Origin of the sequence: Pseudomonas sp. PAMC 26793, assembly GCF_000313235.1 — a bacterium.
Taxonomy (GTDB): domain Bacteria; phylum Pseudomonadota; class Gammaproteobacteria; order Pseudomonadales; family Pseudomonadaceae; genus Aquipseudomonas; species Aquipseudomonas yamanorum.
Map to the genome: position 1 here is coordinate 1 of NZ_AMXG01000018.1, position 17,859 is coordinate 17,859.

16 protein-coding genes and 2 pseudogenes are annotated in these 17,859 nt (G+C 60.7%); 16 read left to right on the forward strand and 2 right to left on the reverse strand.

From position 1 onward, the window contains the following. The 16 genes and pseudogenes from D109_RS1000000134725 to D109_RS0106135 all read left to right on the forward strand — a co-directional run. Positions 1–262: hypothetical protein (locus D109_RS1000000134725; RefSeq protein WP_218187374.1), on the forward strand; the 262-nt coding region annotated here is incomplete at its 5' end. A gap of 284 nt (positions 263–546) precedes the next feature. Beyond that, positions 547–960 (forward strand): NADH-quinone oxidoreductase subunit A, encoded by a 414-nt coding sequence (locus tag D109_RS0106065; RefSeq protein WP_003219575.1) that lies wholly within the window; start codon positions 547–549, stop codon positions 958–960. Between the two features lie 10 nt (positions 961–970). After that, complete coding sequence (locus D109_RS0106070; protein WP_003219572.1) at positions 971–1,645, forward strand: NADH-quinone oxidoreductase subunit B family protein; 675 nt, start codon at positions 971–973, stop codon at positions 1,643–1,645. Positions 1,646–1,717: 72 nt separating this feature from the next. Continuing rightward, entirely contained in the window at positions 1,718–3,502 is a 1,785-nt protein-coding gene (gene nuoC / locus D109_RS0106075; RefSeq protein ID WP_003219570.1) for an NADH-quinone oxidoreductase subunit C/D, read from the forward strand. 2 nt (positions 3,503–3,504) lie between these two features. Then, positions 3,505–4,002 carry an NADH-quinone oxidoreductase subunit NuoE gene (gene nuoE, locus D109_RS0106080; RefSeq protein WP_003219568.1) on the forward strand — a complete coding sequence of 166 codons (498 nt, stop codon included), beginning with the start codon at positions 3,505–3,507 and terminating at the stop codon, positions 4,000–4,002. Beyond that, positions 3,999–5,354: an NADH-quinone oxidoreductase subunit NuoF gene (nuoF, locus tag D109_RS0106085; protein WP_017476144.1), complete on the forward strand. Its 1,356-nt coding sequence runs from the start codon at positions 3,999–4,001 to the stop codon at positions 5,352–5,354. The genes nuoE and nuoF overlap by 4 nt, the downstream gene beginning before the upstream one ends. A 135-nt stretch (positions 5,355–5,489) precedes the next feature. Further along, the gene (gene nuoG / locus D109_RS0106090; protein ID WP_017476145.1) at positions 5,490–8,204 is read left to right on the forward strand and encodes an NADH-quinone oxidoreductase subunit NuoG; all 2,715 of its coding nucleotides are present in this window, start codon (positions 5,490–5,492) and stop codon (positions 8,202–8,204) included. Next, positions 8,201–9,208 carry an NADH-quinone oxidoreductase subunit NuoH gene (gene nuoH / locus D109_RS0106095; protein ID WP_003219563.1) on the forward strand — a complete coding sequence of 336 codons (1,008 nt, stop codon included), beginning with the start codon at positions 8,201–8,203 and terminating at the stop codon, positions 9,206–9,208. Before nuoG ends, nuoH begins: the two co-directional genes overlap by 4 nt. Positions 9,209–9,219: 11 nt before the next feature. Then, positions 9,220–9,768 (forward strand): NADH-quinone oxidoreductase subunit NuoI, encoded by a 549-nt coding sequence (nuoI, locus tag D109_RS0106100; protein WP_003174725.1) that lies wholly within the window; start codon positions 9,220–9,222, stop codon positions 9,766–9,768. Positions 9,769–9,777: 9 nt separating this feature from the next. Beyond that, positions 9,778–10,281, forward strand: a complete 504-nt coding sequence (gene nuoJ / locus D109_RS0106105; RefSeq protein WP_017476146.1) for an NADH-quinone oxidoreductase subunit J — start codon at positions 9,778–9,780, stop codon at positions 10,279–10,281. Between the two features lie 2 nt (positions 10,282–10,283). After that, positions 10,284–10,592, forward strand: a complete 309-nt coding sequence (gene nuoK / locus D109_RS0106110; RefSeq protein ID WP_003219560.1) for an NADH-quinone oxidoreductase subunit NuoK — start codon at positions 10,284–10,286, stop codon at positions 10,590–10,592. Continuing rightward, positions 10,589–12,442: an NADH-quinone oxidoreductase subunit L gene (gene nuoL / locus D109_RS0106115; protein WP_003219559.1), complete on the forward strand. Its 1,854-nt coding sequence runs from the start codon at positions 10,589–10,591 to the stop codon at positions 12,440–12,442. The genes nuoK and nuoL overlap by 4 nt, the downstream gene beginning before the upstream one ends. Positions 12,443–12,491: 49 nt before the next feature. After that, positions 12,492–14,024 (forward strand): NADH-quinone oxidoreductase subunit M, encoded by a 1,533-nt coding sequence (gene nuoM / locus D109_RS0106120; RefSeq protein WP_017476147.1) that lies wholly within the window; start codon positions 12,492–12,494, stop codon positions 14,022–14,024. 7 nt (positions 14,025–14,031) lie between these two features. Further along, entirely contained in the window at positions 14,032–15,495 is a 1,464-nt protein-coding gene (gene nuoN / locus D109_RS0106125) for an NADH-quinone oxidoreductase subunit NuoN (protein WP_017476148.1), read from the forward strand. An 80-nt stretch (positions 15,496–15,575) separates the two neighbouring features. After that, a pseudogene (locus D109_RS1000000135215) lies at positions 15,576–15,653 on the forward strand (outer membrane lipoprotein carrier protein LolA); the annotation flags it as partial. Between the two features lie 105 nt (positions 15,654–15,758). After that, positions 15,759–16,073 (forward strand): DNA-binding transcriptional regulator, encoded by a 315-nt coding sequence (locus tag D109_RS0106135; protein ID WP_017476150.1) that lies wholly within the window; start codon positions 15,759–15,761, stop codon positions 16,071–16,073. A 59-nt stretch (positions 16,074–16,132) separates the two neighbouring features. Here D109_RS0106135 and D109_RS1000000135220 read toward each other — a convergent pair whose 3' ends face one another. Both D109_RS1000000135220 and D109_RS1000000135225 read right to left on the reverse strand, forming a co-directional pair. Then, the gene (locus D109_RS1000000135220) at positions 16,133–16,954 is read right to left on the reverse strand and encodes a methyl-accepting chemotaxis protein (protein WP_371103564.1); all 822 of its coding nucleotides are present in this window, start codon (positions 16,952–16,954) and stop codon (positions 16,133–16,135) included. A 36-nt stretch (positions 16,955–16,990) separates the two neighbouring features. Then, positions 16,991–17,812 (reverse strand): annotated as a pseudogene (locus D109_RS1000000135225) (cache domain-containing protein); the annotation flags it as partial. Between the last annotated feature and the right edge of the window lie 47 nt (positions 17,813–17,859).

Genomic DNA, 17,859 nt, shown 5'->3' on the forward strand with positions numbered 1-17,859 from the left:
GCAAAGACCTTTTGGTTACTTTTGGCTGCGCCGGCATTCCGGGCGTTTGCCAAAAGTGACCCGCTGTAAGAGCGGAACCATAAGCCGCCGTTACCGCAGCAACGGATATGTACACAGTCCCCCACAACCAAATTTCGACCAAAACATTGATCCAGAGCGGTATCCGCGCCCCCAAAGTCAGTTAAAAGATCCGCCTTACCAACTAACACCACCCGCACAAGTAACAGCAACTTCCTCCGTTAAACCCCGAACAGCTGTTTAAAACCCACGCAAACAATATTCATTATCATTTAGAGCATGAAAACTTCTTTACAGCTTAAACAAAACATAATTGGTGAAATGCCCGCTAATGCCCGCCCCACAAGGGCTACAGCCCCAAGAAGGTGCACTATGTCCTTATTCCATCGAATAATTTCGCTATAGGAATTTTACTTGCCCGGTGTTTAGCCATAAAATCACCGCGATTGATTGCGCTGCGACATATCGTCACTGCATCGTTACTTTTTCGAGCTCAGAGACCTTTGCTCTCTGTTAAGGATTTCCAGCATGACCGAAGCGACAGGACTCATGGCCCACAACTGGGGCTTTGCAATTTTCCTCCTCGGTGTTGTCGGCCTCTGCGCCTTCATGCTCGGTGTCTCCAGCCTCCTCGGGTCAAAAGCCTGGGGCCGCAGCAAAAATGAACCGTTCGAGTCCGGCATGCTGCCTACAGGTGGCGCCCGCTTGCGGCTCTCAGCCAAATTCTATCTGGTCGCGATGCTCTTCGTGATCTTCGATATCGAAGCCCTTTTTCTCTTTGCCTGGTCTGTGTCCGTCCGCGAAAGCGGCTGGACCGGATTCGTCGAAGCCCTCGTTTTCATAGCAATTCTGTTGGCAGGCCTTGTCTACCTATTCCGAGTGGGCGCCCTTGACTGGGCTCCGGAAGCTCGTCGTAAGCGGCAAGCGAAGCTGAAACAATGAGGCTTTGGCGATGCAATACAATCTCACCAGGATCGACCCGGATGCTCCTAACGAGCAGTACCCCATCGGCGAACGGGAAACCGTTTCCGATCCGTTAGAAGACCAAGTCCACAAAAACATCTACATGGGCAAGCTGGAAGACGTGCTGAGTGGCGCGGTCAACTGGGGACGTAAGAACTCCCTGTGGCCGTACAACTTCGGTCTGTCCTGCTGCTACGTGGAAATGACCACCGCCTTCACGGCGCCCCACGACATCGCGCGCTTTGGCGCCGAAGTCATCCGGGCATCGCCGCGCCAGGCGGATTTCATGGTTATCGCCGGTACCTGCTTTATCAAGATGGCGCCGATCATTCAGCGTCTCTACGAGCAAATGCTCGAGCCAAAGTGGGTTATCTCCATGGGTTCGTGCGCCAACTCCGGTGGCATGTACGACATCTACTCCGTGGTTCAGGGGGTGGACAAGTTCCTGCCCGTGGACGTCTACGTGCCTGGCTGCCCGCCCCGCCCTGAAGCATTTCTGCAAGGCTTGATGCTGTTGCAGGAATCGATTGGCAAGGAGCGTCGCCCACTTTCCTGGGTTGTCGGAGATCAAGGCGTATACCGCGCCGAGATGCCGTCACAAAAGGAACAGCGCCGCGAACAGCGTATTCAGGTAACCAACCTGCGCAGCCCCGACGAAGTCTGATCCAGAACCGCTTCTTTTATAGAACGAAAACCTGGCTTCATTCTTTACGTTGACCGAAAGCGATAAAAAACCATGACTACAGGCAGTGCTCTGTACATCCCGCCTTATAAGGCAGACGACCAGGATGTGGTCGTCGAACTCAATAACCGTTTTGGCCCTGACGCCTTCACCGCCCAGGCCACACGCACCGGTATGCCGGTGCTGTGGGTGGCGCGTGCCAGGCTCGTCGAAGTCCTGAGCTTCCTGCGCAACCTGCCCAAGCCGTACGTCATGCTCTATGACCTGCATGGCGTGGACGAGCGCCTGCGCACCAAGCGCCAGGGACTGCCGAGCGGCGCCGATTTCACCGTGTTCTACCACCTGATGTCCCTGGAACGTAACAGCGACGTGATGATCAAGGTGGCCCTCTCCGAGAGCGACCTGAGCGTTCCGACCGTGACCGGTATCTGGCCCAACGCCAACTGGTACGAGCGTGAAGTGTGGGACATGTTCGGCATCGACTTCCCGGGCCACCCGCACCTGTCGCGCATCATGATGCCGCCGACCTGGGAAGGTCACCCGCTGCGCAAGGACTTCCCTGCCCGCGCCACCGAATTCGATCCATTCAGCCTGACCCTCGCCAAGCAGCAGCTTGAAGAAGAGGCTGCACGCTTCCGTCCGGAAGACTGGGGCATGAAGCGCTCCGGCACCAACGAGGACTACATGTTCCTCAACCTGGGCCCGAACCACCCTTCGGCTCACGGTGCCTTCCGCATCATCCTGCAACTGGACGGCGAAGAAATCGTCGACTGCGTGCCAGACATCGGCTACCACCACCGTGGTGCCGAGAAGATGGCCGAGCGTCAGTCGTGGCACAGCTTCATTCCGTACACCGACCGTATCGACTACCTCGGCGGCGTGATGAACAACCTGCCGTACGTGCTCTCGGTCGAGAAGCTGGCCGGCATCAAGGTGCCGGACAAGGTCGACACCATCCGCATCATGATGGCCGAGTTCTTCCGGATCACCAGCCACCTGCTGTTCCTGGGTACCTATATCCAGGACGTCGGCGCCATGACCCCGGTGTTCTTCACCTTCACCGACCGTCAGCGTGCGTACAAGGTCATCGAAGCCATCACCGGCTTCCGCCTGCACCCGGCCTGGTACCGCATCGGCGGTGTCGCACACGACCTGCCACGTGGCTGGGAACGCCTGGTCAAGGAATTCATCGACTGGATGCCCAAGCGCCTGGACGAGTACCAGAAAGCCGCCCTGGACAACAGCATCCTCAAGGGCCGGACCATCGGCGTCGCCCAGTACAACACCAAAGAGGCCCTGGAATGGGGCGTCACCGGTGCTGGCCTGCGTTCCACCGGTTGCGATTTCGACCTGCGCAAGGCGCGCCCGTACTCCGGCTACCAGAACTTCGAATTCGAAGTCCCGCTGGCGGCCAACGGCGATGCCTACGACCGCTGCATCGTGCGCGTCGAAGAAATGCGCCAGAGCCTGAAGATCATCGAACAGTGCATGCGCAACATGCCGGAAGGCCCGTACAAGGCGGATCACCCGCTGACCACGCCGCCGCCGAAAGAGCGCACGCTGCAACACATCGAAACCCTGATCACGCACTTCCTGCAAGTTTCGTGGGGCCCGGTGATGCCGGCCAACGAGTCCTTCCAGATGATCGAAGCGACCAAGGGTATCAACAGTTATTACCTGACGAGCGATGGCGGCACCATGAGCTACCGCACCCGGATTCGTACGCCAAGCTTCCCGCACCTGCAGCAGATCCCTTCGGTGATCAAAGGTGAAATGGTCGCGGACTTGATTGCGTACCTGGGTAGTATCGATTTCGTTATGGCCGACGTGGACCGCTAAGCATGAATAGCACGCTTATCCAGACAGACCGTTTCACCTTGAGTGAAACCGAGCGCTCGGCCATCGAGCACGAGCTGCATCACTACGAAGACCCGCGCGCGGCGTCGATCGAAGCCTTGAAGATCGTCCAGAAGGAGCGTGGCTGGGTGCCCGACGGCGCCCTCTACGCCATCGGCGAGATCCTCGGCATCCCCGCCAGCGACGTTGAAGGCGTGGCGACGTTCTACAGCCAGATCTTCCGCCAGCCGGTTGGCCGCCACATCATTCGCGTGTGCGACAGCATGGTCTGCTACATCGGTGGCCACGAGTCCGTGGTCAGCGAGATCCAGAGCAAGCTGGGCATCGGCCTGGGCCAAACCACTCCGGACGGCCGCTTCACGCTGCTGCCGGTGTGCTGCCTGGGCAACTGTGACAAGGCGCCGGCGTTGATGATCGACGACGACACATTCGGTGACGTGCAGCCTGCTGGCGTCACCCAATTGCTCGAGGGCTACCCATGACCCTGACTTCCTTCGGTCCTGCCAACCGCATCAAGCGCACGGCTGAGACTCACCCGCTGACCTGGCGCCTGCGTGACGACGGCGAAGCCGTTTGGCTCGACGAGTACCAGGCCAAGAACGGTTACGCGGCCGCGCGCAAAGCCTTTGCCGACATGGCCCAGGACGACATCGTCCAGACCGTGAAAGACGCAGGCCTTAAGGGCCGCGGCGGTGCAGGCTTCCCCACCGGGGTCAAGTGGGGCCTGATGCCGAAAGACGAATCCATCAACATCCGCTACCTGCTGTGCAACGCGGATGAAATGGAGCCGAACACCTGGAAAGACCGCATGCTGATGGAGCAACTGCCCCATCTGCTGATCGAAGGCATGCTGATCAGTGCTCGCGCACTGAAAACCTACCGTGGCTACATCTTCCTGCGTGGCGAATACACCACCGCCGCCAAGCACCTGAACCGTGCCGTGGAAGAAGCCAAGGCAGCCGGCCTGCTGGGTAAAAACATCCTCGGTTCGGGTTTCGACTTCGAACTGTTCGTGCACACCGGCGCCGGGCGTTACATCTGCGGTGAAGAAACCGCACTGATCAACTCCCTCGAAGGCCGCCGCGCCAACCCGCGCTCCAAGCCGCCCTTCCCTGCCGCCGTGGGCGTGTGGGGCAAGCCAACCTGCGTGAACAACGTTGAAACCCTGTGCAACGTGCCGGCAATCATCGGCGACGGCGTGGAGTGGTACAAATCGTTGGCCCGCGCAGGCAGCGAAGACATGGGCACCAAGCTCATGGGCTTCTCCGGCAAGGTCAAGAACCCGGGCCTGTGGGAACTGCCTTTCGGCGTGACCGCACGGGAGCTGTTCGAGGACTACGCCGGCGGCATGCGCGACGGCTACACCCTCAAGGCCTGGCAGCCTGGCGGCGCCGGTACCGGCTTCCTGTTGCCTGAGCACCTGGACGCGCAAATGTACGCCGGCGGCATCGGCAAGGTGGGCACCCGTATGGGTACCGGCCTGGCCATGGCCGTGGACAACACCGTGAACATGGTGTCGTTGCTGCGCAACATGGAGCAGTTCTTCTCCCGTGAATCCTGTGGCTTCTGCACCCCGTGCCGCGATGGTTTGCCATGGAGCGTCAAGCTGCTGATGGCCCTGGAAAACGGCGAAGGCCGCGAGGGTGACATCGAGACCCTGCTGGGTCTGGTCGGTTTCCTCGGCCCAGGCAAGACCTTCTGTGCTCACGCACCGGGCGCCGTGGAGCCATTGGGCAGCGCGATCAAATACTTCCGCTCGGAGTTCGAAGCCGGCATCGCGCCTACCAGCGCCGCCGTCCCGCCTCTGGCAAGGCCGATTGTTGTCGGCGCGTAACGCTTAAAAAGGCGAAGGGTCCGTGCCCTTCGCCTTCTCATGTGCTGACGCCTTCAAGGCTGTGTTGATGCACATGAATAACAAGATTCCATTAGCCACGCCCGCTGACACCGGGCCAACGAAGAACTTTGAACCATGGCCACTATCCACGTAGACGGCAAAGAGCTCGAAGTCGATGGGGCAGACAACCTGTTACAGGCGTGTCTGTCGCTAGGCCTCGACATTCCATATTTCTGCTGGCACCCCGCCCTTGGCAGCGTTGGCGCTTGCCGCCAGTGCGCGGTCAAGCAGTACACCGACGAGAACGACACCCGTGGTCGTATCGTGATGTCCTGCATGACCCCTGCCACCGACGGCAGCTGGATTTCCATCGAAGACGAAGAAGCGAAAGTGTTTCGCGCCAGCGTCGTCGAATGGCTGATGACCAACCACCCGCACGACTGCCCTGTGTGTGAGGAAGGCGGCCACTGCCACCTGCAAGACATGACCGTGATGACCGGCCACAACGAGCGCCGGTATCGCTTCACCAAGCGTACCCACCAGAACCAGCAACTGGGCCCGTTCATTTCCCACGAGATGAACCGCTGCATCGCTTGCTACCGCTGCGTGCGCTTCTATAAGGACTACGCCGGCGGTACCGACCTCGGTGTGTTCGGCGCCCACGACAACGTGTACTTCGGTCGCGTTGAAGACGGCACCCTGGAAAGCGAGTTCTCCGGCAACCTCACCGAGGTCTGCCCGACCGGTGTGTTCACCGACAAGACTCACTCCGAGCGCTACAACCGTAAGTGGGACATGCAGTTCTCGCCGAGCATCTGCCATGGCTGCTCCAGCGGTTGCAACATCTCCCCGGGCGAGCGCTACGGCGAACTGCGTCGGATCGAAAACCGCTTCAACGGTTCGGTCAACCAGTACTTCCTGTGCGACCGTGGCCGTTTCGGCTATGGCTACGTCAACCGCGAAGACCGCCCACGTCAGCCACTGTTGGCCGACGGCGCCAAACTGAGCCTCGACGAAGCACTGGATAAAGCCGCTGACCTGCTGCGCGGTCGCAACATCGTCGGTATCGGTTCGCCCCGCGCCAGCCTCGAAAGCAACTACGCGTTGCGTGAGCTGGTAGGTGCCGAGCACTTCTACTCCGGTATCGAAGCCGGTGAGCTGGAGCGTATCCGCCTGGTGCTGCAAGTGCTGAACGACAGCCCGCTGCCGGTTCCGAACATGCGCGACATCGAAGACCACGACGCGATCTTCGTCCTCGGTGAAGACCTGACCCAAACCGCTGCACGCGTGGCCCTGTCCCTGCGCCAGTCGGTAAAAGGCAAGGCCGAAGACATGGCCGACGCCATGCGCGTCCAGCCGTGGCTCGACGCCGCGGTGAAAAACATCGGCCAGCACGCGCTGAACCCGCTGTTTATCGCCAGCCTGGCTGAAACCAAGCTCGACGACATCGCTGAAGAATGCGTACACGCCGCGCCTGACGACCTGGCCCGCATCGGTTTCGCCGTGGCCCACGCCCTCGACGCCAGCGCGCCTGCCGTTGAAGGCCTGGACGCTGAAGCCGTTGAACTGGCCCAGCGTATTGCTGACGCCCTGCTGACCGCCAAGCGTCCATTGATCATTGCCGGTACCTCGCTGGGTTCCAAGGCGCTGATCGAAGCCGCTGCCAACATTGCCAAAGCCTTGAAGCTGCGCGAGAAGAACGGTTCCATCAGCCTGATCGTGCCAGAGGCCAACAGCCTTGGCCTGGCCATGCTCGGTGGCGAGTCCCTGGACGCCGCCCTGCAAGCCGTGACCGACGGCAGCGCCGATGCGATCGTGGTGCTGGAAAACGACCTGTACACCCGCACTGATTCGGCCAAGGTCGACGCAGCGCTGAACGCGGCTAAAGTGGTGATCGTTGCCGACCACCAGAAAACGGCCACCAGCGACCGCGCCCACCTGGTACTGCCCGCCGCCAGCTTTGCTGAAGGCGACGGTACCCTGGTCAGCCAGGAAGGCCGCGCCCAGCGCTTCTTCCAGGTGTTCGATCCGAAGTACATGGACGCCAGCATCCTGGTTCACGAAGGCTGGCGCTGGCTGCATGCCCTGCGCGCCACCCTGCTGAACCAGCCGATCGACTGGACCCAGCTCGACCACGTGACTGCCGCCACAGCCGCAGCCGCACCGCAACTGGCACGCATCGTCGACGCGGCACCGTCTGCCTCGTTCCGCATCAAGGGCATGAAACTGGCCCGTGAACCGCTGCGTTACTCCGGCCGTACCGCCATGCGTGCTGACATCAGCGTGCATGAGCCACGTACGCCACAAGACAACGACACCGCGTTCGCCTTCTCCATGGAAGGTTACTCGGGTTCGGTCGAGCCACGTCAGCAGGTGCCATTTGCCTGGTCGCCGGGCTGGAACTCGCCGCAAGCCTGGAACAAGTTCCAGGACGAAGTCGGTGGTCACATCCGCGCTGGCGACCCGGGCACCCGCCTGATCGAAAGCACCGGTGACTCGCTGAACTGGTTCGCCAATGTTCCGCGTCCGTTCAACCCGGCCCAGGGCACCTGGCAGGTTGTGCCGTTCTTCCACCTGTTCGGCAGCGAAGAAACCTCTTCCAAAGCCGCGCCGGTACAAGAGCGCATTCCAGCCGCCTACGTGTCCGTAGCCAAGTCCGAAGCCGACCGCCTGGGCGTCAACGACGGTGCCCTGCTCAGTTTGAACGTTGCTGGCAAGACCCTGCGTCTGCCACTGCGCATCAACGAAGAGTTGGGTGCTGGCCTGGTTGCATTGCCAAAAGGCCTCGCGGGGATTCCTCCGGCGATCTTCGGCCTCACCGTTGACGGTCTGCAGGAGGCAGCTCAATGACCTGGTTCACCCCTGAAGTGATCGACGTGATCATCGCGGTGGTCAAGGCCATCGTGATCCTGTTGGCCGTGGTCGTGGCGGGCGCCTTGCTCAGCTTCGTCGAACGTCGCCTGCTGGGCTGGTGGCAGGACCGTTACGGTCCGAACCGCGTTGGCCCGTTTGGTATGTTCCAGATCGCCGCCGACATGCTGAAAATGTTCTTCAAGGAAGACTGGACCCCGCCGTTTGCCGACAAGGTGATCTTCACCCTGGCACCGGTCGTGGCCATGAGCGCCTTGCTGATTGCCTTCGCAATCATCCCGATCACCCCGACCTGGGGCGTGGCGGACCTGAACATCGGCTTGCTGTTCTTCTTCGCCATGGCCGGCTTGTCGGTCTACGCGGTGCTGTTCGCCGGTTGGTCGAGCAACAACAAGTTCGCCCTCCTGGGCAGCTTGCGGGCCTCGGCCCAGACCGTCTCCTACGAAGTGTTCATGGGCCTCGCGCTGATGGGCATCGTGGTGCAGGTGGGCTCGTTCAACATGCGCGACATCGTCGAGTACCAGGCGCAGAACCTGTGGTTCATCATTCCGCAGTTCTTTGGCTTCTGTACCTTCTTCATCGCTGGCGTCGCCGTGACTCACCGTCACCCGTTCGACCAGCCGGAAGCGGAACAGGAACTGGCCGACGGTTACCACATTGAATATGCCGGCATGAAATGGGGCATGTTCTTCGTGGGTGAGTACATCGGCATCATCTTGATCTCGGCCCTGCTGGTCACGCTGTTCTTCGGCGGCTGGCACGGTCCGTTCGGCATCCTGCCGCAGCTGGCGTTCTTCTGGTTCTTCCTGAAGACCGCGTTCTTCATCATGTTGTTCATCCTGCTGCGCGCTTCCATCCCGCGTCCACGGTATGACCAGGTGATGGATTTCAGCTGGCGATTCTGCCTGCCGCTGACCCTGATCAATTTGCTGGTGACTGCTGCCGTTGTGTTGTTGAACACGCCAGCGGGCGCGGTTCAGTGAGGATTTGACCCATGTTCAAATATATTGGCGACATCGTTAAGGGTACCGGTACCCAGTTGCGAAGCCTGGTGATGGTGTTCGGTCACGGCTTTCGCAAACGCGACACCCTGCAATACCCGGAAGAGGCGGTGTACCTGCCGCCGCGTTATCGCGGCCGCATTGTCCTGACCCGCGACCCCGACGGCGAAGAGCGCTGCGTGGCCTGTAACCTGTGCGCCGTGGCATGCCCGGTGGGTTGCATCTCGCTGCAGAAAGCTGAAACCGAAGACGGTCGCTGGTACCCGGACTTCTTCCGCATCAACTTCTCGCGCTGCATTTTCTGCGGCCTCTGCGAGGAAGCTTGCCCGACCACCGCGATCCAGCTGACACCGGATTTCGAGATGGCCGAGTTCAAACGTCAGGACCTGGTGTACGAGAAAGAAGATCTGCTGATCTCTGGTCCCGGTAAAAACCCTGATTACAACTTCTATCGTGTTGCAGGTATGGCCGTTGCCGGTAAGCCGAAAGGCGCCGCACAAAACGAAGCCGAGCCGATCAACGTGAAGAGCTTGCTGCCTTAAGGAAGAAAGATGGAATTCGCTTTCTATTTCGCATCGGGTATTGCAGTGGTGTCCACGCTTCGCGTGATCACCAACACTAACCCCGTGCACGCCCTGCTCTACCTGATCATTTCGCTGATCGCCGTGGCCATGACCTTCTTCAGCCTCGGCGCACCGTTCGCCGGTGTGCTGGAAGTGATCGCCTACGCCGGCGCCATCATGGTGCTGTTCGTGTTTGTGGTGATGATGCTCAACCTGGGGCCGGCTTCGGTCGCCCAGGAACGCGTCTGGCTCAAGCCCGGCATCTGGCTCGGCCCGGTGATCCTGGCAGCCCTGCTGCTGGCTGAACTGCTGTATGTGCTGTTCGCTCACCAGAGCGGCCAGGCCATCGGCCACACCACCGTAGACGCGAAAGCCGTGGGCATCAGCCTGTTCGGCCCGTACCTGCTGGTGGTCGAACTGGCTTCGATGCTGCTGCTCGCTGCAGCCATCACCGCCTTCCACTTGGGCCGCAACGAAGCCAAGGAGCAATGACGATGCCTGCTATCCCTTTGGAGCATGGTCTGGCGGTCGCCGGCATCCTGTTCTGCCTTGGCCTGGTCGGCCTGATGGTCCGCCGCAACATTCTGTTCGTGTTGATGAGCCTGGAAATCATGATGAACGCCGCGGCACTCGCGTTCATCGTGGCCGGTAGCCGTTGGGGCCAGCCGGATGGACAAGTGATGTTCATCCTGGTGATCAGCCTGGCAGCCGCCGAGGCCAGTATTGGCCTGGCGATCCTGCTGCAACTGTATCGTCGCTTCCACACGCTTGATATCGACGCTGCCAGTGAGATGCGCGGATGAACATGATCTTTCTGACTTTCGTATTTCCCCTGATCGGTTTCCTGCTGCTGTCGTTCTCCCGTGGACGCTGGTCGGAAAACCTCTCGGCCCTGGTAGGCGTGGGTTCCATTGGCCTGTCGGCGATCGTCGCCGCCTACGTCATCTGGCAATTCAACGTTGCGCCACCTGAAGGCGGTCACTACACCCTGGTGCTGTGGCAGTGGATGTCGGTGGAGGGCTTCAAGCCCAACTTCGCCCTCTACGTCGACGGCCTGTCGATCACCATGCTCGGCGTGGTGGTGGGTGTGGGCTTCCTGATCCACCTGTTCGCGTCCTGGTACATGCGCGGTGAAGCCGGTTACTCGCGCTTCTTCGCCTACACCAACCTGTTTATCGCGAGCATGCTGTTCCTGGTGCTGGGCGATAACCTGTTGTTCCTGTACTTCGGCTGGGAAGGCGTGGGCCTGTGCTCGTACCTGTTGATCGGTTTCTACTACAGCAACCGCAACAACGGTAACGCCGCACTCAAAGCCTTTATCGTGACCCGGATCGGCGACGTGTTCATGGCCATCGGCCTGTTCATCCTGTTCCAACAGGTGGGCACGCTGAACATCCAGGAACTGCTGGTGCTGGCACCGCAGAAATTCCAGGTCGGCGATTTCTGGATCACCCTGGCGACCCTGATGCTGCTGGGCGGCGCTGTGGGTAAATCCGCACAACTGCCGCTGCAAACCTGGTTGGCGGATGCGATGGCCGGTCCTACCCCGGTTTCGGCACTGATCCACGCCGCAACCATGGTGACCGCCGGTGTCTACCTGATTGCCCGTACCCACGGCCTGTTCACCCTGGCGCCAGAGATTCTGCATCTGGTGGGCCTGGTAGGTGGCGTGACCCTGGTACTGGCAGGTTTTGCTGCCCTGGTCCAGACCGACATCAAGCGCATCCTCGCCTACTCGACCATGAGCCAGATCGGCTATATGTTCCTGGCCCTGGGCGTCGGTGCCTGGGACGGCGCGATCTTCCACCTGATGACCCACGCCTTCTTCAAGGCCCTGCTGTTCCTTGCTTCCGGTGCGGTGATCGTTGCCTGCCACCACGAGCAGAACATCTTCAAGATGGGTGGCCTGTGGAAGAAACTGCCGTTGGCCTACGCCAGCTTCATCGTCGGCGGTGCGGCCTTGTCGGCCCTGCCACTGGTGACCGCAGGTTTCTACTCGAAAGACGAAATCCTCTGGGAAGCCTTTGCCAGCGGTAACCACGGCCTGCTGTACGCCGGCCTGGTGGGTGCGTTCATGACCTCGCTGTACACCTTCCGCCTGATCTTCATCACCTTCCACGGTGAAGCCAAGACTGAAGCCCACGCAGGCCATGGCATTTCCCACTGGCTGCCACTGTCGGTGCTGATCATCCTGTCGACCTTCGTCGGCGCCATGATCACCCCGCCTCTGGCCGGTGTTCTGCCGGAAAGTGCCGGTCATGCCGGTGGTGCAGCCAAGCACAGCCTGGAAATCGCCTCGGGTGCCATCGCCATCGCCGGCATCCTGTTGGCCGCCCTGCTGTTCCTCGGCAAGCGCCGCTTCGTCACCGCCATCGCCAACAGCGGCATTGGCCGCTTCCTTTCGGCCTGGTGGTTCGCTGCCTGGGGCTTCGACTGGATCTACGACAAACTGTTCGTCAAGCCGTACCTTGCGATCAGCCACGTTCTGCGCAAAGACCCGCTCGACCAGACCATCGGTTTGATCCCGCGCGCCGCCAAGGCCGGTCACACCGCCCTGAGCCGCAGCGAGACTGGCCAATTGCGCTGGTATGCAGCTTCCATGGCGGCCGGTGCCGTCCTGGTAATCGGCGCCATCATCGTGGTCGCGGTCTGACTATGCACATTGCGAACTTTGCGAACTTGCGAAAGGAAACGAGCCCGTCATGATTCTGCCCTGGCTAATCCTGATCCCTTTTATCGGCGGCCTGCTCTGCTGGATGGGTGAACGCTTCGGCGCCACCCTCCCCCGCTGGATTGCGTTGCTGACCATGTCCCTGGAACTCGCACTCGGCCTCTGGCTGTGGGCCCATGGCGACTATTCATTTGCTCCGGCACCGGGTGTCGATCCAACCTTCGCGCTTGAATTCAAGCACGTGTGGATCCAGCGCTTCGGCATCAACGTGCACCTGGCCCTCGACGGTCTGTCGCTGTTGATGATCCTGCTGACCGGCCTGCTGGGTATCCTCTCGGTACTCTGCTCCTGGAAAGAGATCCAGCGTCACGTGGGCTTCTTCCACCTGAACCTGATGTGGATCCTGGGCGGTGTTGTCGGCGTGTTCCTCGCCCTCGACCTGTTCATGTTCTTCTTCTTCTGGGAAATGATGCTGGTGCCGATGTACTTCCTCATCGCGCTCTGGGGTCACAGTTCTTCGGACGGCAAGAAAACCCGGATCTACGCGGCGACCAAGTTCTTCATCTTCACCCAGGCTTCCGGCCTGATCATGTTGGTGGCGATCCTGGGTCTGGTACTGGTCAACTTCAACAGCACGGGCGTGATCACGTTCAACTACGCCGACCTGTTGAAAACCAAGATGTCACTGACCACCGAGTACATCCTGATGCTGGGCTTCTTCATCGCGTTCGCGGTGAAGCTGCCGGTGGTGCCGTTCCACTCCTGGTTGCCTGACGCTCACGCCCAGGCACCGACCGCCGGTTCTGTGGACCTGGCCGGTATCCTGCTGAAGACGGCGGCCTACGGCCTGCTGCGTTTCGCCCTGCCGCTGTTCCCGAATGCCTCGGCCGAGTTTGCGCCGATCGCCATGACCCTCGGTTTGATCGGGATCTTCTACGGTGCGTTCCTGGCCTTCGCCCAAACCGACATCAAGCGTCTGATTGCCTTCTCGTCCGTTTCCCACATGGGTTTCGTACTGATCGGCATCTACTCCGGCAGCCAACTGGCACTGCAAGGCGCGGTGATCCAGATGCTGGCGCACGGTGTGTCGGCAGCGGCACTGTTTATCCTCAGCGGCCAGTTGTACGAGCGCCTGCACACCCGGGACATGCGTGAAATGGGTGGCGTATGGTCGCGTATCGCCTACCTGCCGGCCATCAGCCTGTTCTTCGCCGCCGCGTCCCTGGGCTTGCCGGGTACCGGTAACTTCATCGGCGAGTTCCTGATCCTGATGGGTGCTTTCGTGCATACACCGTGGATCAGCGCAATCGCTACCTCCGGCCTGGTGTTCGGTTCGGTCTACTCGCTGATCATGATCCACCGCGCGTACTTCGGTCCGGCCAAGTCCGACACCGTGCTGCACGGCATGGACGGTCGCGAACTGATCATGGTGCTCGGCCTTGCGGTACTGCTGGTGTTCATCGGCGTTTACCCGCAACCGTTCCTGGATACCTCTGCCGCAACGATGCATGGCGTGCAGCAATGGTTCAGCACCGCCTTCACTCAACTCGCTTCGGCCCGGTAAGAGCGCTATGGAATTCACGATCCAACACTTTATCGCGCTTGCGCCGCTGCTGATCTCCAGCCTCACCGTTGTGGTGGTGATGCTGGCGATCGCATGGCGCCGCAACCACTCACAGACCTTCCTGATTTCCGTGGCAGGTTTGAACCTGGCCTTGCTGTCGATTATCCCGGCACTCAAGGTCGCACCGCTGGCGGTCACGCCGCTGTTGATGGTCGATGACTTCGCGCTGCTGTATATCGCGTTGATCCTCGTGGCCACCCTGGCCTGTGTCACCCTCGCCCACGCCTACCTCGGCGAAGGCGGCACGGGTTACCCGGGCAACCGCGAAGAGCTGTACCTGCTGATCCTGCTGGCTGCGACCGGCGGTATCGTGCTGGTCAGCGCACAGCACCTGGCCGGCTTGTTCATCGGCCTGGAACTGCTGTCGATCCCGGTCTACGGCCTGGTGGCGTATGCCTTCTTCAACAAGCGTTCCCTGGAAGCCGGCATCAAGTACATGGTGCTGTCGGCCGCCGGTTCCGCGTTCCTGTTGTTCGGTATGGCCCTGCTCTACGCAGAAGCCGGCAGCCTGAGCTTCAGCGGTATCGGCCACGCCCTGGCAGCTTCCGGCAGCCCTGCGCCAATCGCCCAGCTGGGCCTGGCCATGATGCTGATCGGCCTGGCGTTCAAGCTGTCGCTGGTGCCATTCCACCTGTGGACACCGGACGTGTACGAAGGCGCCCCGGCGCCGGTAGCCGCGTTCCTGGCTACCGCGTCGAAAGTCGCGGTGTTTGCGGTGATGGTGCGTCTGTTCCAGATATCCCCAGCGGCCAACACCGGTGTACTCAGCAACGTGCTGACCATCATCGCGATCGCCTCGATCCTGTTCGGTAACCTGCTGGCGCTGACCCAGAACAACCTCAAGCGTCTGCTGGGTTATTCGTCCATCGCGCACTTCGGTTACCTGCTGATCGCCCTGGTGGCGAGCAAGGGCCTGGCGATGGAAGCCATCGGCGTGTACCTGGTCACCTACGTGATCACCAGCCTCGGTGCCTTCGGTGTGATCACCCTGATGTCCTCGCCTTACAAAGGCCGTGACGCCGACGCCCTGTACGAATACCGCGGCCTGTTCTGGCGCCGTCCGTACCTGACTGCCGTGCTGACCGTGATGATGCTGTCCCTGGCCGGTATCCCGCTGACCGCTGGCTTCATCGGCAAGTTCTATATCGTGGCCACCGGTGTTGAAGCGCACGAATGGTGGCTGGTTGCTTCCCTGGTACTGGGCAGCGCCATCGGCGTTTTCTACTACCTGCGTGTGATGGTGACCTTGTACCTGATCGAGCCAAACCTGCGCCGTGTGGACGCCGAGTTGCACTGGGAACAGAAAGCAGGCGGCGTGATGCTGCTGGCAATCGCCCTGCTGGCGTTCTTCCTGGGTGTGTACCCACAACCGTTGCTCACCCTGGTGCAGCATGCGGTGATGGCGGGTTGATCGCTTAGTTAGATGCAGTAAACAAAACGGCGCCTTCGGGCGCCGTTTTGCTTTCCACTGTAGGAGCAAGCTTGCTCGCGATGGTCGTTAACGATGACGCGGGGTATCTGAAACAACGCAGCGCTTTTCAGTTTTTCGCGAGCAAGCTCGCTCCTACAGAAACGGCGGAGTTGTCTGACCCCACACACAATCTCTACTGATATCGCCCTCTCAAGCGCCACCGTAGAGTTGCCGGCCTATACGCAATCTACGTAGGCATACCCATGAAACGTGACATCTTTTCCGAACTGGTCGAAGGCCTCGACGCGCTGGCAGATGAACGAGAAGGCAAGGTAACGCTGCGCAGCCACAAGGTGCAGTTGAGCAAGCTGGCACCGCTCACTGCCGACGAAGTAGTCGCTGTGCGTCAACAACTCAATCTGTCGCGCTCGGTGTTTGCGATGTACCTGCGTACCAACACCCGGACCCTGGAAAATTGGGAGCAAGGCCGGGCCACACCCAATGCTCAAGCGGCGACCTTAATTCGGCTGGTGGCGAAGTTTCCGGAGACGGTGGAACGTTTGGCGCTGTTGACCTGATCGATCAATCTAGCCGGCCCCATCGGCAACAGGACGTTGCCGATGGCTCAAGCCTGCAATCAAATCCTGAACTGCCCCACCAGCTGCCCCAACCGCTGCCCCAGGTCCGCCAGGCTGCGGGAGGTCTGGGCACCCTGCTGGGTTTCATCGGCCACGCTGTCCACCGCCACCGCGATCTGATGCACGCTGCGATTGATCTCTTCGGCCACGGCGGTTTGTTCTTCCGCCGCGCTGGCGATCTGCGCGTTCATTGAGTTGATGGTGCCGATCAACTGCGCCATGGTGTCCAGGGACGCACCCGCTTCATTGGCCTGGGCTGAAGTGCCGTCACCGGCATCACTGGAGCGGCGCATGGATTCAACGGCGGCTTCGGTGCCTTTTTGCAGACGGTCGATCATGCCCTGGATTTCCTGGGTGCTTTGCTGGGTGCGGCTGGCCAGCGCCCGCACTTCGTCGGCGACCACGGCGAAACCACGGCCGGCCTCCCCTGCCCGCGCGGCTTCAATCGCGGCGTTGAGGGCGAGCAAGTTGGTCTGCTCGGCAATCGAGCGGATTACCCCCAGCACGCTGACAATCGAGGAAACGTCCTGCTGCAAGCTGTCCAGGGATACGCCGCTGGTGCGGATGTCGTTCACCAGCGCGTGAATCTGCGCGATGCTGCCATCCACGACTTTTTTCGCGGCCTGGCCTTCGGCGTCAGTCTGCTGCGCTGCAACCGCCGCGCCTTGGGCACTGCGCGCCACTTCATGGGCGGCGGAAGACATTTCGTTGATCGCAGTCGCCACCTGGTCCGTCTCGTGACGCTGGCGTTCCATGGCTTTTTCCGAGCGATTGGCTTGCTCGGCGACCTGGCTCACCAGGCCGGTAAGCTGGGAGGTCATTTCAGTGATCTGGCGCACAAGGCCGTGGATCTTGTCGACAAAGCGGTTGAAAGAACCGGCCAGTTCCCCCAGCTCGTCCTGGCTGGTGATGGCCAGGCGGCGGGTCAGGTCACCCTCACCGGCCGCGATGTCGTCGAGGTTGATCTTCATCAGGTGCAACGGCCGCAGGATGGTATTGGCCACCAGCATGCCCACGGCGGCGATCACCAGCAGCACTACCACGGCTATCCCGATAATACTCAGCACCACCCCTTCCATGCGCTTCTCGACCTTGGCCTGAACCTCGGCGACCTGTGCATCGATACCGTCCAGGTTCACCGACGTACCGATCACCATGTCCCATTTGGGCAGGTATTCGGTGTAGCCGAGCTTGGGCACCAGTTCGGTCTGGCCGGGCTGTGTCGAGCTGTATTGCAGGTAGTGGGTGCCGTCTTTGCCGACTTTCACCAGGTCACGGTTGACGTAGACGCCATTCGGGTCGCGGTTGTCCTTGAAGCTTTTGCCGACGCCGTCCGGGCTGTTGCCCTTGAACAGGCGAATGGTCTCGGAGTCGTAGCCGAAGAAATAACCGTCCTTGCCGTAGCTGGTGTTGGACAGCAGCTTGACCACCTGTGCCCGCGCCGCCGTGTCGCCCTGGGCGGCAGCGTCGTACAGCGGCTTGATGGTGGTCATGGCCACCTCGACGTAACCGCGCAAGGTGGTCTTGGCGTCGTTGAGCAGGTTCTGACGGGTTTCTTCAACCTCGTTACGAGCCTGCTCCTGAAGGATCCACACCGTGGTCAGGCTGATGATCACGGCAAACAACAACACGGGCAGGACAGCAAGGGACAGTACTTTGGCCTTTAGACTCAGACGCATGGCTCTTCTCTCCTAAGGGACAACTTAAGAGGTTAACGGCTAGTTAC